General features: G+C 43.0%; 9 protein-coding genes. 3 read left to right on the plus strand and 6 right to left on the minus strand.

Features of this window, described 5'->3' with window-relative positions; genetic code table 11:
* Positions 1-173 precede the first annotated feature (173 nt).
* Together ABWT76_RS01570 and ABWT76_RS01575 are read right to left on the minus strand one after the other, a co-directional pair.
* A complete protein-coding gene (locus ABWT76_RS01570; RefSeq protein WP_354635533.1) occupies positions 174-7034 on the minus strand; it encodes an AAA family ATPase in 6861 nt (2286 codons plus the stop codon).
* 67 nt (positions 7035-7101) lie between these two features.
* Entirely contained in the window at positions 7102-7344 is a 243-nt protein-coding gene (locus ABWT76_RS01575; protein WP_054465116.1) for a hypothetical protein, read from the minus strand.
* Between the two features lie 363 nt (positions 7345-7707).
* On the opposite strand from ABWT76_RS01575, the gene ABWT76_RS01580 reads away from it, so the two are divergent.
* Entirely contained in the window at positions 7708-8274 is a 567-nt protein-coding gene (locus tag ABWT76_RS01580) for a hypothetical protein (protein ID WP_072160673.1), read from the plus strand.
* A 325-nt stretch (positions 8275-8599) separates the two neighbouring features.
* Here the strand turns inward: ABWT76_RS01580 and ABWT76_RS01585 are convergent, their stop codons facing one another.
* Together ABWT76_RS01585 and ABWT76_RS01590 are read right to left on the minus strand one after the other, a co-directional pair.
* Complete coding sequence (locus ABWT76_RS01585; RefSeq protein ID WP_231636637.1) at positions 8600-9070, minus strand: hypothetical protein; 471 nt, start codon at positions 9068-9070, stop codon at positions 8600-8602.
* A 256-nt stretch (positions 9071-9326) separates the two neighbouring features.
* The gene (locus tag ABWT76_RS01590) at positions 9327-9638 is read right to left on the minus strand and encodes a hypothetical protein (RefSeq protein WP_054465115.1); all 312 of its coding nucleotides are present in this window, start codon (positions 9636-9638) and stop codon (positions 9327-9329) included.
* Positions 9639-9862: 224 nt separating this feature from the next.
* On the opposite strand from ABWT76_RS01590, the gene ABWT76_RS01595 reads away from it, so the two are divergent.
* Positions 9863-10129, plus strand: coding sequence for a chlororespiratory reduction protein 7 (locus tag ABWT76_RS01595; RefSeq protein WP_054465114.1), 267 nt, complete (start codon positions 9863-9865; stop codon positions 10127-10129).
* 289 nt (positions 10130-10418) lie between these two features.
* Here ABWT76_RS01595 and ABWT76_RS01600 read toward each other — a convergent pair whose 3' ends face one another.
* Together ABWT76_RS01600 and ABWT76_RS01605 are read right to left on the minus strand one after the other, a co-directional pair.
* Positions 10419-10970, minus strand: coding sequence for a DUF2854 domain-containing protein (locus ABWT76_RS01600; protein ID WP_054465113.1), 552 nt, complete (start codon positions 10968-10970; stop codon positions 10419-10421).
* Between the two features lie 170 nt (positions 10971-11140).
* The gene (locus ABWT76_RS01605) at positions 11141-12328 is read right to left on the minus strand and encodes an S-layer homology domain-containing protein (protein WP_354635534.1); all 1188 of its coding nucleotides are present in this window, start codon (positions 12326-12328) and stop codon (positions 11141-11143) included.
* Positions 12329-12668: 340 nt separating this feature from the next.
* Here ABWT76_RS01605 and ABWT76_RS01610 point away from each other — a divergent pair, with 340 nt between their 5' ends.
* Positions 12669-13982 (plus strand): glutamate-5-semialdehyde dehydrogenase, encoded by a 1314-nt coding sequence (locus tag ABWT76_RS01610; RefSeq protein WP_354635535.1) that lies wholly within the window; start codon positions 12669-12671, stop codon positions 13980-13982.
* The last annotated feature ends 278 nt before the right edge of the window (positions 13983-14260 follow it).

The raw sequence follows: 14260 nt of genomic DNA on the forward strand, positions 1-14260 counted from the left end.
TGTAGGGAGAAGCCGCCGTCGTGTAGGGTGTGGGGGGAAGAGAGAAAAGAGAATAGAGAAAAGAGAATAGAGAATTTTCCTATGCATCCTATGCATCCTATGCATCCTATGCATCCTATGCATCCTCTTCCCCTACACCCTACACCCCCCGCCCCTACCCACCCATAGATTAATTAATCCGGTAAACGCAGGGGGAGAATAATGACAAATTCTGTTCCTTTGCCCGGTTCAGAATGACAGAAAAGGTTGCCTTGATGTTTTTCCACTACAATTTGATAACTCACAGAGAGTCCGAGTCCGGTGCCACTGCCCACAGGTTTGGTGGTAAAAAAGGGATCGAAAATCCGGTTTTGGATGTTTTCGGGAATTCCCAAGCCATTATCGGCAATGCTAATTCTCACAGATTCATGGATCTGTTCGGTTTCGATGATAATCTGAGGGAAATTCTCATCGGATGATAGATTTTGCGCTGGTTTTTCTTTGGAGTTGAGATATTTTTGTTGAAGGGCATCAATCGCATTGGCGAGAATATTCATAAAGACTTGATTGATTTGGGCGGAGTAACATTCAACGGGGGGTAATTCGCCAAAGTTTTTAACTAGCTGAATTTCTTTGAGTTGGTTTTGCAGAATTAATAAGGTGCTTTCCAGTCCTTCGTGGATATCCACCCGTTTTTTGGCCGCTTCGTCGAGGCGAGAAAAATTCCGTAAAGACAGGACAATTTTTCTAATGCGATCGGCGCCACTTTTCATGGACTCTAAAAGTTTCGGGATATCTTCGACTAAGAAATCTAACTCAACGGCGGCGATTCCTTCTTCAATAATCGGGTTTATTTGGGGATATTCTTGCCGGTAAAGATTCAATAAGTGCAATAAGTCATTAATGTAATGGTTCAGGGGATCGAGATTGCTATAGATAAAACTTACGGGGTTATTAATTTCATGGGCAATTCCCGCTACAAGCTGTCCGAGACTGGCCATTTTTTCATTTTGTACCAGTTGAATTTGGGTGCGTTGGAGTTGATCTAAGGCGTTTTGCAGTTCTTGGGTTTGGTCTTTTAAGCGAGATCGGGAATAGCGCAGGGCTTCTTCGGTGGTTCTACGGAAGATAATTTCATCTTGGAGTTGCTTGTTGGCATTTTGCAAGGAGGCGATCGCCTCTTGTAGTTCCGCCGTCCGTGCTTCTACCCGGATTTCCAACTCTTCGTTGGCTTGCTTCAGGGCGGCTTCGGCTTCTACGCGATAGGTGATATCGTGAACTACGGCATAAATTAATTCCCGTTCCAGATCCGGTGTGGCGTTCCAAAATAGCCACCGATAAGAACCATCGGCACAGCGATAACGATTTTCAAAGGTAATGATTTCTTGTTGAGAAACCAGTTTTTCTGTCGCTGTCTGGGTGCTGGGTCGGTCTTCGGGATGGACAAATTCCAGAAATGATTTGCCTAACATTTGTTCGGTGGAGATAGCGAGGGTTCTTTCCCAGGCGGGGTTGAGTTGGGTAAATTGTCCCTGAAAATCGATGACGCAGAGTAAGTCTTGGGAGAGACTAAAGAAGCGATCGCGTTCTTGTTCCGCTTTCGCCCGATAAGACCGTTCAATGGCCAAGGCCAATAAATCCGCTAACGAGGCGGCAAAGTTTTCTTCTTCAATCGCCCAATGCCGGGGCGCACCGATATGTTCGTGGCATAAAACTCCCACCATTTGCCCTCCTACGCGAATCGGGGCTTCCAGCATGGAGGTGATACCGAGGGGAATTAAATATTGGTCGCGAAATTCCGCCGTTCTCATGTCGGTGCGACCATCGTAGGCGGCGATAATTCGTTCCGTGGATAAAACCCGAAAATACGTCGGATAGTCGGAAACTGACAGATCCATGCCAGAGGTATGACGGTTGGGAGTCTGTTCGTAAAGGTCGAAGCATTTTATCTGAGTGCGTTGGTCATTGTAGATCCAGACGCTGACTCGTTCAATTTCCAAGGTTCTAGCACTGGCTTCTAGGATTTCTTTGACGGATAACAGCAGATCGTCGGAGCGATCGCTGCTATGAGTTTTGCCAGGGGTGAAATCCTGGGACAGACTGGTTAGCTTCTGCTGAAAATTGCGGTTGACTAAGGCAAAAATATCTTGAGTTGGCGCATAAGCTTTTCTAAACTCCAGAGAATTTTGTTGTCGATTTCGCTGCGAGAGTTTTAGTAAGGTGCTGCTTTGAGAACGCAGCCGTTTTTCCCGGAGGGAAATACTGTTGTAAAGCTGGGCATTTTCCCAGCAAATCGCTGCTTGGGAAGAGAGGAGTTTTAAAATGGTCAGGTTTTGGGAGCTAAACGCGGAACTGGTGAGATGATTTTCCAAATACAGCAAACCCATCATTTTATTCTGATGCAGAATTGATGTACAAATCATTGATTTTGGTTGCTTGGTCTGGATATAAGCATCTTGGCTAAAGCGTTCGTCCAGGGTGGCATCATCTAGGACCAAATCTTCGCCGGTTTTCTCCACATAATTAATCACCGACAAGGGGACATACTCACGGGTTTCTACCGGGGAACGTTCGCGACAGCGGTGCGGAGCACTTTCACCCATGATGGTTTGGGCTTCATTTAAGACTGCCCTGGCTTTGATCTCCCAGGTGCCTTCTAATTCCCAAAGCAGGCAGCCCGTAGTTGCCCCGGCATTTTCCACCAGCATTGTCATAATTTGATCGAGTAAATTTTCCAGTATTATTTCACTGCTTAGAGATTGCAAGGCTTTGATGACTGTATTGAAATCCACGGACGGGGGTTGAGTGGGGGTGATGGGACGGGATGTCCGATCTATCCGATATATCGGATCTATTTGATCTGTTGTGGCGGCAGAATCCAGCTTGATTGGTTGAGTGATGCTGGAGGAAAATAGTTGTGGATATTTGGTTTCTAGTTGTTTAACGATCGCGATCGCTCCCCAATTTAAATAACCATCATAAGCATCCCGCAGATAAATTTCGGCAATTTTCTGGTTGCCCCGTTCTTGATAGAATTCTCCTGCCCTTTGGTTGGCGATCGCCGCTTCATGGATATAGCCTTGTTGCGTTGCTCCGGTAATGGCGCGATCGTAAGCGGCGATCGCCTGATTTGCATCCCCAAGTAATCGCGCCGTTTCTGCTGCCACCAAGTCAACTTTATGCTGAAAATTCATCGGCGCAGACAAAGCCCACTTTTTCAGTTTTCCTTGATACTTGGTGACAATTTTTAACAGTCGGCGCTGTTCTTTTTTTGGCAAGGTTCGCCCCTGCATTAATAACAGTAAAGAAATATAAAATTTAAATTGAATTTGCGTTATTAAATCCGCATCCTGGTGAATCTTTTGATATCTCTCGATCGTCTCAATTGCTGATTCTGGTTGATTCCGTAAATAAGCTACTATGATTTTTGCCAGGGCGTTGGCATGGTTGACCGCTAGAGGGCTAGATGCTTCCTGGTTCGGGAAAATTTGCTCGGTTTGGCGATCGCATTCACGGCGACTTAAACTAAAAGCCAATTGTTTCCAGAGATTTAACTGGGCGATCGCTAAATTTTGATTCAAGGGTGCTAATAATTCCAGATATTGCGTAGCCTTATGCCACACAAATAGCAAATTTTCGCCCAAGAAAAAACGGTGCAGACACTCATCAACTGCTGCATATCCTGCATATTCAAAGTCTCCGTTTTCTAACCCTGATTGAACCGTTTCTCTTAACGGTATAATACTTTCTTTTAAGTGGCATTTGGCTACATTAATCTGACCATAAAACGTTCGATAGACTCTGGGTTTTAATTCCGTAGCCTCAAATTTATCCAATAAATTTAAAGACAGTTGACCTAACTCATATCCCAGGGCGATCGCCAGCCCCCGCCGACAGAGAAGCGCCCCATAAATTCCGTACCCATAAGCCGCAAAAGGAGAATTGCCATAAGTCCGGGATAATTGCACCATTTTTAACACCACTAAACTGAATAATCTCGGATTAATCTGGGCGGTGGGTGGGGCTAAATTCAGCAATATTCGCATGGCAGCTAATTGATAGGTATCGGTCATCAATGGTAATTTTTTTATAGATGTAATCTGATTTTCTTCTATAAATAAATTAGCCAGCAATTTTTCCCAAAACTCTGAAAATTGACTGGGAAATTGAGGTAGGATAATTTTTAGTTCTTTTAAGGCAATCAACCCATTCATCACCGCTGGCTGAATTTGATTGCTACCGATATAAAACTGAATTTTTAGCTCATATACTTTAACTCGTTCTAAGGTAGTTTTGGCATTTTGCAGAATCACCTCAGCCCAGGGTTCAATTTGGGCAAATTCCATATTCAGATAAGCCGCTTGTAGGGCTTCGATATGCAGCACCAGGGTCAGGTCATAATGGGTTTGCCAACTTTCTGGTGTCAGCAGTTTTAACCCCATCGTTAAATACTGATAAGCCGCTTCATAAGCCGTCGCTATTTTTGCTTTTTGTCCGGCCATTAAATTTAATCTAGCTAATTCATATTTTTGAGATAAATCGGTGATGCTGCTGCTGCCCAAATTCATTTGATTCACAATGGCAAAAATTTCCTCATACCGTCGATCCGGTGGCGTATGTTGCAAAAGCGACTGACCAATTTTTAAATGAAGTTTGCTAGATTCATTGGCAGAAATTAAGCCATAAACTGCTTGCTGTACTCGGTCATGGAAAAATTGATAAACTAATTGAGGAAACTTAATAATTTCAATGTCTGACTGTAGAGACTTTGCGGTCTCTAAATCCTGGGAAATTACCGTCATTTTCCCCTGATTTAGGCAGGGATTTAGGTAGGGATTTAGGCAGGCGATCGCATAAGGATCGTGTCCTTGGAGGACAATCAAATCACCTTGGATTGCCGGTTGCATTTGTTCCAGGGTAATTACCAAAGAAGTTTGGGCAGCGATCGCCAGAAACTCTAAATTAAATCGGTTGCCTAGGCAAGCTGCTAATTTTAAAATCTCCAAAGTGCCTGATGGCAAATTGATCAATTTTTTCTGAATTAATTCCCCGACGTTTTCGGTAATTTCTACGGATTGAATCTGCTCGATATCCCATTGCCAGCGGCGGGTTTCCCGGTTATATATTAATAGCTTTTGCTGATACAAAGATTGTAAAAGTTGCTTTAAGAAAAAAGGATTGCCGCTGGTTTTATGAAATAACAGTTCTGCCAAGGGTTGAGTCCATTCTGGAGGACATTGCAGGGTATCACTGATCAGTTCATCGATCGCATTAATCGTTAAGGGACGGAGTTTAATCTCGGTGACTCGCTGAGGGTTAGGCTGAGGGTTAGATTGAATTTGATCTAACGTCAATTGCCAAGCTTCAGTTGCCGATAGATCGCGATCGCGATACGTCCCCACGATCACCAGACGACTGGGGCGATCGCTCTCAGGATCCCTGTCAGGATCGCTGTCAGGAACCGATAATGGGTCAACCGGGGCGATCGCTTCTGGATCCTCCCCTGAACTGTTGCTGACTAAGGGGCGATTCCGCGAAGCGGATCCGGAAAGGGAATCGCGATCGCGAACCGTTGCGGATGCAATATCGAAAATCAAGCACTCTAGTAACTTAAGGGAAGCAGAATCTGCCCACTGGAGATCGTCCAAAAATATCACCAATGGAGAGTTCTGACTAAACACCGAGATCAACTCTAAAAACAGTAAATTAAACTGATTTTCTGATTCCGTCACCCCAAGTTTTTTGACTGGCGGTTGTTTACCCAGAATCAATTCCAACTCAGGAATGACCTCAACCATGACCTGAGCATTTTGGCCTAACTTATGCATAATTTTTTCCTGCCAAGCTTGCACTTTGGCTTCGCTTTCCGTTAAAACTTGGCAAATTAATTCCTGCATTGCATTCAGCCACGCGGAATAAGGAACATTCCGCTGATACTGATCGAATTTTCCCCCAATAAAATAACCCCGATTCGCCACAATCGGCTGATGAATTTCCCGGACTAAGGCAGATTTGCCAATCCCAGAATACCCAGAAATTAAAACGACTTGTGGGTGGCGGGGACATTTTTTTTTCATGGCATCATGGCCAGACTTACTCGCCGAATTAACCGCTTGAAAAATTTTAATTAAAGTCGCCAGTTCTTTTTCTCGACCGTAGAGCTTCTGGGGAATTTGAAATTGCTCCGCCATATCCTGTTGTCCCAGGATAAAATTTTCTATAGTTCCGGTAAAAATCAACTGATCTAAACAAGTTTGTAAATCGGCTTGAAGTCCCCGAATGCTTTGATATCTGTCTTCAGCATTTTTCGCCAATAATTTGAAAACAATGTTAGCCAATGACTGGGGTATTGCCAATTTTGGATTTAGTGACGGGGCAATCGGCTGGGGAGTTTTGGCAATATGACAATAAATCCATTCTAAAGGTTCACTGGCTTCAAAGGGTAGATTTCCCGTTAACATTTGATAAAATGTCACACCCAAAGAATAGAAATCTGTGCGATAATCAATGCCCCGATTCATTCTGCCGGTTTGTTCAGGAGAAGTATAAGCGCTGATACCAGGGATATGGCGAAAATCTCTCAAATTATTTCCTTGCCCAGGGAGGTGTTCTACCGGGCTGGCCATGCTAAAATCAATCAGTTTAATGATTTTACTAATCGGGTTAATTAAAATATTTCCGGGATGAATATTTTGATGAATTATTTGTGCTTTTTGTAAGACATCTAAACTCTGGGTTAGCTGAAGCGCCAGAGTCAAAAAATCCAGACAAGATAAGGGATGATTGACTAAAAATTTTGTCAAAGATTCCCCGCCAAAGTCTTCTAATATTAAAGCCGGGATTCCTTGATTAGTTTGGCAGAGTTCATAGATTTTGATTAATCCCGGATCGTTGAAATTTTTGCCGATCGCATACTCATGGGTAATCCGCGAAATATTTAACCAATGATTTGGCGATTCTGCCCTAGGAATTTTAATTATTACTGGCTGGCGATCGCGTTGTCGTTCTCCTCGGTAGACTAATGTGCGATCGCTCTGATGGATCGTTTCATTCATGTTGTATCCAGGGATAAAAATCATAGGAATTCCTAAATGGTAGATTCTGATCTTTTTTTGGTTTTAATCAAGACTTGACTAGGCTTTTATGTCGCGGCTGCTTGCTGATTTCCCATAATAGTCTGAGTCCATCTTCCCTTGTCCATAAAAGAGCTAACAGTAGCTGCTGTAACAGAGATGATGTCAATTGTAGCAAAATTTTGCCCCCTGACTTACCCAGCTTTTTGCCGGGGCTGACTGCCCAAGGATTTGATGCCCATCCTTTTGACGATTGCCAACTAATATTTTTTGCACATTGAGGGATTTGCATCAGACCCAATTCTTCAGAATTTTAAGCCAGGTTTATCCCGGAGTTACAGCCTTAATTAAACCCAGGCATAATCCAGCCCCAGGCTTAGGTAAAAAAACTGGTGTTCCCTATGCGATCGCCGAAAAAAGCTAAAAAATCGCTTTAATCCCTGGGCAATCCTGAAAACCACGTGCTATAATAGTATGTAAGATAAACGGGATTTGATGCCCTAGTAAATTGTTGATTTTGTCGAAGATATTTCTATTTATTTTTCACCTTTGTTCCCATAAATATGCATCGATCATATCTTATGCCCAAATACGCCCAAATATCCCATTAGCTATTCCGCTTTCAGGATTTTTTTGATTCAATAGGTAAAAACTTATGTTGCATAATTTTTTAAGCAAAATCGAATTACAGCAAGTTATTGAGAAAATCAATCAACGACAGCAAGGAGATGCGTTTTCCTCTGTGATGGTGGAAAAAGTCTTAGGGGTGGGAAAACCCTGGAAACAATTAAATAAGTCAGAACTTTGTCAAATCCTAGAAGCTTGGGAACACCTGTTAGCCAAATGTCCCCAAACTTCTGATTGGAAAACTATTAAAGTCAGCGATCGCCTCTTGTCAGCGACAGGGGATGGTCAACGCTGGGTAGACTATTTTGGCTTTCCCTCATTCACCCCAGCGGCAGAGTTTGTTAGGCAAATTTTGCCTGATTGCCAATGGGTGCTGATTCGCAAAAGTGGCAAACGCTTAAATGCCAGTATCGAGTGCAAAGTCTGGGGCTTATCAGAGGCAAAATACCAAGAACTTGTTGATCAAGAAACAACCAAAAATATTCCATCCATGATTATGGTTTATGACGCGGTAAACGGAGGTGAATACCAAACTTATATCAGAACCAATAATCCTGAAGTGGTGGAAAATTTTAAGGATTTAATCCTGAAATAGTTATTGGTTGTTGTTGGTTGGTTGTTGTTGGTTGGTTGTTGTTGGTTGGTTTTTGTTGGTTGGGGAAAGTGAAAAGTCGTAGGGGCGAATGGCCATTCGCCCGTACAAGTGAAAAGTGATGCATTTCCATGAAATATCACTATTCACTATTCACTATTCACTATTCACTTGTCACTTTTCACTCTCTCCTCTGCTCCTCTGCTCCCTACACCCTACACCCCACACCCCACACCCTATTGGTTGTTGGTTGTTTGGCTAAACTAATAACTAATAACCAATGCTGAGGGTAATTTTGCTAGAAGCAAAATTACCCCAGGTATTATTTTTACTTAATTTGTCGAGTATTTGGGGATGCTGCCGACCCATAATTAATTCGACAACCAATATTAAAGATACTCGAACCACACTCCAGGGGAACCACCTGGTCTTTGAGCATGGCACTACAGCTTACATATTGATCGTTATTGGTATCTTTAATCATACATTCAATCGGTTCAGCCCCCGCACGGGCTGACCAAGCTTTCATTCCCCAAACTGCCACAAAATGCTGCCAAAAGAAGATGATGAAAAATCCAGCCAATAATACAGAAAGGGCAATGCCAACTTTAAACTGCCAACTTTTCAGAATTTCTGTTAACTTCCCCATCAGATTAGCCGATAAGGAAGTGACTGGATTAGTATTTTCTGGATTGGTTGCTTCTGGAGTTTTATTTTCCTGATTTTCAGACATTAAGTAGACTCCTTGCCGATAAATTTCGATGACTGGTTTTCCAGGAATAGCCTGAATTTTAGCCAATTACTTAGTCAGTTTAGCAAAATAGTCCCGCTCTTGGCTGAGGATTTCACAAATTATTAATATGTGATTTAGAATTTTTGCTTTAGATTTGCTTTCGGAAGTCTCTGACAAAAAAACCCGGTTTGTTCAAAAAAACCGGGGGTTTGGGGATTTCGCTTATGCTAAAAGGCTATAAATCAATTTTTAATCCGGTTTTTGGGGGTTAATCAAGCGATCGCGGAAAAAAGACTGAGTTAATCAAAAAATAGGTTCTAGGCTAAACCGTGCAAGCAATTTTGCTATGCAGTTCGTTAATAAAGTGTTGAAATTCTCTTTGTTTTCTGGCATCCGCTTCTTCTTCTAGCCAAGTTTTCACGGAGGAAACTGTATTTTGTATCCGCTCTTTTTCAACTCGAAATTCATCGAGAACTTGGCTTAAAGTTTCATCGGATAAATGTTCTATCATCACGTTGATATATTCAGCCACCAGTTCTTCTGCTTCATTGTCTTTAACTGGGCCTTCCGCACCTACCGCATCATGGAATCGGCGGGCTAGACGATTAAATGCTTCGTATGCTTGATGAGACATTTGTGATTCTCCTTTAATATATATGCTTTGCCTATACTGTTACTATAGCTACAATTTTTTTGTTTGTCAAGATATGATGACATTACTTCATAATCAATCCCCAGGGGATGAAATCGCAGTAAAATAAACGTTGTTGGTGATTGGTGATTTGTGATTTGCAGTTCAGCCAAATTCTTAATCACCAGTCATCAATCACTAAACACCAATAAAAAACGGAGGAAACGATGCCAAGTCCAATTATGTATGAAGCGGAAGAAACTTTTGTGGTTCTAGACCCGAACCTGTTGGAAGAAGAATTTATGACTGGGGAGGAACTTTTGATTAAGTTAAAACAAATTTTATCCCAGACTCCTGTGGATGAATTAACCCCAGATATCAGAAAATATAGCTCCCTTGATGAGCAAGCGAAATATTTACTTACCACCGGCTGTGAGTTGCAAATGGCACCAGGAAAAACTCTGCAATGGTATGTAGTGCGATTGGAAAAATAGCTTAATTTTTGTTGTTGGTTGGTTGTTGTTTGTTGGGTAGGGATTCTTTGGTTGTTGTTGGTTGTTGGTTGGTTGTTGGGTAGGGATTCTTTGGTTGTTGGTTGTTGGTTGGTTGTTGGGGAAAGAGGAAAGTTGTAGGGGCGAATGGCCATTCGCCCCTACAAGTGAAAATAAGTATCACTATTCACTATTCACTATTCACTTTCCCCTCTGCCCCTCTGCCCCCCTGCACCCCTACACCCTACACCCCACACCCTACACCCTACACCCTACACCCTCTCTTCCCTGGTTAATTTTTGGGCTGGGTAATCAGGGCTACATCTATTCTATCTTTTTTCGGTTGGGTAATTTCAGCCCGGATTCCTGGCCCAAAAAACTTTTCGATTTTTTCCCGTTTTTCTTGCCAGGTTTCTAGGGTAAATTTGGGTGAGTCAAATTCTAAAATTAACCCATAGTTGTCATCAATTTCTATTTCCCGTAATGCCGCCAGTACCGGACGTTCTTTGTCGTTAGGATTTAAGCCAAATCGCTGTAATGAATCATCCAAGTGAGCATCTTGACCGTAACGATACCGGGTCACGTCTTTGCGGATTTGATTTTGAATTTCCGTGGCCATTTTTTGACGCAATGCCAGGACTTTCTCGGAGGTTGGTTGACTAAATGGGACGGGTTTGAGTTCGGCAGATTTGAGGGCTAAACCTCCGAGTAATAAGGGAATGCCATAAAAAAATCCGGCTAGGTTTAAGGTGGCATAGTCGGCAAAGTAAGCCGCAAATCCCACTACGGTGAGGATACCGCCAATGACTAAACCGACAGAACTGAGAGAGATTTTACCAAACATAAGATAACGTTGAACGAATCAATAATGTTCAAATTTTACAAAAAACAAGCGATCGCCTTTTTATTGTACCCCAAAGCGAGCGCTTTGATGATTTTATTTGGCTAATCGGTGGATCTGCGTCCCCGAAATCCTGACACAAAGGTCAATTATTTAAGGATTATTTGACTAATTTAAGGACTAACAATGTAAGAATTGTTCAACGGTTCGACTGCCCCAGCGATCGCCAAAGCTTGATGAATCATCACCGCTACTTCAGCCCGCGTTGCCGGTTGATTGGGATTCAGTAATGTGTGATCGGGATAATTAACTACCAGACGGTTTTGCGTCGCTGCCGCTACTTTCTGGATGGCATATTTGGGGATATCTTTGGCATCTTTATATTGTTTAATCATCCCCGCTGATTGGGACGGCAAATTTAGATTTAAGCCGCTGGCAAGGGCGACTAAAACTTGCACGCGAGGAACTTTTTGTTCTGGTTGGAAAACTTCTCCGGGATATCCCCGTAAAAAGCCGCTTTCAGAAACTTGATTAATCGCCTGTGCTGCCCAATATTCTTGGGTAATATCTTTATATTTAACTCTTGTTTGCTTGGCTTTATGTTCAAAAACTTTTTGCAACTGAGCGGCTAATTCGGCACGGGTTATAGGCTCATTTGGTCGAAAAGAACCATCGGGAAAACCCGAAAGTACGTTAATCGTAAGTAGCGATTGAATTTGGGGTTTTGCCCAATAATCATCGGGGACATCAGAAAATTTTTCTGCTGGCGTATTTGTTGGCGTATTTGTTGGGGTTGTCACCGCTGGTTTGCTGTCAGTTTTTTGGGCATTTTCTCCGGGAGTAGCGGTTTCAGCATTTGGGATTTTTGGGATAGCCCCTGAACCATTTTTTTTGCTGGTTTCTGGGGTTTCAACCTGGGGGGTTATTGGGGTGGAAAATGATGCAGTTTCAGGTAATTTTTGCGGCGTTGAGGCGGTTGAATTCACCCCAATTATTGCGTTTGAACCCAAGTCTGATTTTGATGAGTTTTGATTCGTGGCACTCGGTGCAATTTTTCCCGGTAAGGAGGCATCTTTTTCTAAGGTTGGGGAATCATTAACAGATAATTTGGGCTGATTTTCCCTAGTTGGCTGAATAGCGGCAACTTTTGAGGGTTCTGATGATTGACTTGATGGTGGAGAACTGACAAAAATTTGGGGAGATTTTAAGGTTAATGCTGAGTTATCCCGCAGCATAATCCAAAAGAATATGCTACCGATACCTAATAAAGCCACAATCACCGCAATGAATTCGTCCCATTGCCGGTTGTCTTTTGGTGATGCTTGGTCGTTTGAATTCGGTGAATTAGATGAGTTAGTCATAGCGATCGCTCACAATGCAATAAGTGCAGCACCTACGCAGGGAGAGGATCGGGGCAACCATCGCCATCGGATTGCCCCTACAAAATCCCCCGCAAAATATTTACAGATAAATATTCTGCGTAAGTCCTAAAATTTATTTTGACACTGATTCTGGCTTTTGGGGCTGCGATCGCCCCTTCGCCCCCAAGCAAATCGCTGCCAAAGAAACCGGGTTTCTCCGATAATTTGTGTCGGAACGCCGATATTCCCTAAAAAAACCCGGTTTCTCAGAAAATATTTATCCCCTGAGAAACTCAGCGGTAGGATGAAATTATTGACGTTTTGTAACCGATCTAAATCTATGACTTTGACTGCAACCGGATCGCCCAGTTTAGAAGATATTGCCCGCAAAACCCGTGACGCTGCCCGTCAGTTGGGGATTCTGTCCACCGAGGAGAGAAATCAAGGAATTGAAGCGATCGCCGCTGCCTTGGAAGCTGCCACCCCGGACATTCTCGCTGCTAATGCGATCGACTGTGAAAACGCTGTGGCTGACGGCATTGCCAAACCTTTGTATCATCGACTGAAACTCACCGCAAGCAAACTCCAAGCCACTATTGCCGGAGTACGAGATGTGGGGAAATTGCCGGATCCCGTTGGCGCAGTGCAAATTCACCGAGAACTAGATGAAGGATTGATTCTCAAGCGAGTGACTTGTCCCCTGGGAGTTTTGGGGATTATTTTTGAAGCGCGACCGGATGCGGCGATTCAAATTTCGGCTTTAGGGATTAAATCCGGTAATGGGGTAATTCTCAAAGGCGGAAAAGAGGCGATTCATTCTTGTACCGCGATTGTGAAAGCCATTCGCCAAGGTCTTGGGACAACGAAAATCGCTCCAGAGGTGGTGCAATTGCTGACCACTAGAGAGGAAATTCAAGAGTTACTGAAACTGGATAAATATGTTGACTTGATTATTCCCAGAGGTTCTAATTCTTTTGTCCAGTTCGTGATGAATCACACGAATATTCCCGTGTTGGGTCATGCGGATGGCGTTTGTCATCTCTATATAGATGCGGCGGCGGATATGGAAAAAGCGGTTAACATTACGGTGGATTCTAAAACTCAGTATCCCGCTGCTTGTAATGCTACGGAAACTTTGTTAGTTCACCGGAATATTGCTGCTAATTTTTTGCCTTTGGTGGCGAAAGGTTTGCAAGTTCATCAAGTAGAATTACGGGGCGATCGCATTACCCGTGATTTTCTCCGGGATTTGGCGATCGCGGAAGCTACGGACGAAGATTGGGCTACAGAATATACGGATTTAATCCTATCAATTAAAATTGTGGATTCCCTGGAAGCGGCGATCGCTCATATTAATCAATATGGATCGGGACATACTGATGCGATCGTCACCGAAGATAGCGCTGCTGCCAGTAAATTTTTAGCCCAAGTAGATGCGGCTGGAGTGTTTCATAATTGTTCCACCCGCTTTGCCGATGGTTTCCGCTATGGTTTTGGTGCGGAAGTGGGCATTAGTACCAGCCAAATGCCGCCCCGTGGCCCCGTGGGACTCGAAGGATTAATTACTTATAAATATCAAGTCACGGGCAACGGTCACATTGTGGCCACATACGCTGGCGACCATCCTAAATCTTTTACCCACCGGGATTTATAATCAGAAAAAAAACCGGGTTTTTGTGGCTAATTCCGCATAAAAACCCGGTTTTTCATACCAAGTTTTAAAATTTTTGCTACAATTTCAGTGTTACAGCAATTTTCTCCACGAGTAAATTGCTGTAGTGGCTGGTGCTTAAATTTTGTTGTTAGTTTGAACCAATAAAAGTGATCGCATTTAGGACTGAACCAGCGATCACTTAATTTATTGCAACAAATCGCAATAAATATTCAACTATTTAATACAAAAATTTACACACATTGGAAAATATATAGTGT

The organism is Planktothricoides raciborskii GIHE-MW2, assembly GCF_040564635.1.
Taxonomy (GTDB): domain Bacteria; phylum Cyanobacteriota; class Cyanobacteriia; order Cyanobacteriales; family Laspinemataceae; genus Planktothricoides; species Planktothricoides raciborskii.

Coding starts and splice junctions, on each gene's coding strand:
- ABWT76_RS01570 (WP_354635533.1), bottom strand. CDS start 7,034: ATGAATGAAACGATCCATCAGAGCGATCGCACATTAGTCTACCGAGGA.
- ABWT76_RS01575 (WP_054465116.1), bottom strand. CDS start 7,344: ATGCAAATCCCTCAATGTGCAAAAAATATTAGTTGGCAATCGTCAAAA.
- ABWT76_RS01580 (WP_072160673.1), top strand. CDS start 7,708: ATGTTGCATAATTTTTTAAGCAAAATCGAATTACAGCAAGTTATTGAG.
- ABWT76_RS01590 (WP_054465115.1), bottom strand. CDS start 9,638: ATGTCTCATCAAGCATACGAAGCATTTAATCGTCTAGCCCGCCGATTC.
- ABWT76_RS01595 (WP_054465114.1), top strand. CDS start 9,863: ATGCCAAGTCCAATTATGTATGAAGCGGAAGAAACTTTTGTGGTTCTA.
- ABWT76_RS01600 (WP_054465113.1), bottom strand. CDS start 10,970: ATGTTTGGTAAAATCTCTCTCAGTTCTGTCGGTTTAGTCATTGGCGGT.
- ABWT76_RS01605 (WP_354635534.1), bottom strand. CDS start 12,328: ATGACTAACTCATCTAATTCACCGAATTCAAACGACCAAGCATCACCA.
- ABWT76_RS01610 (WP_354635535.1), top strand. CDS start 12,669: ATGACTTTGACTGCAACCGGATCGCCCAGTTTAGAAGATATTGCCCGC.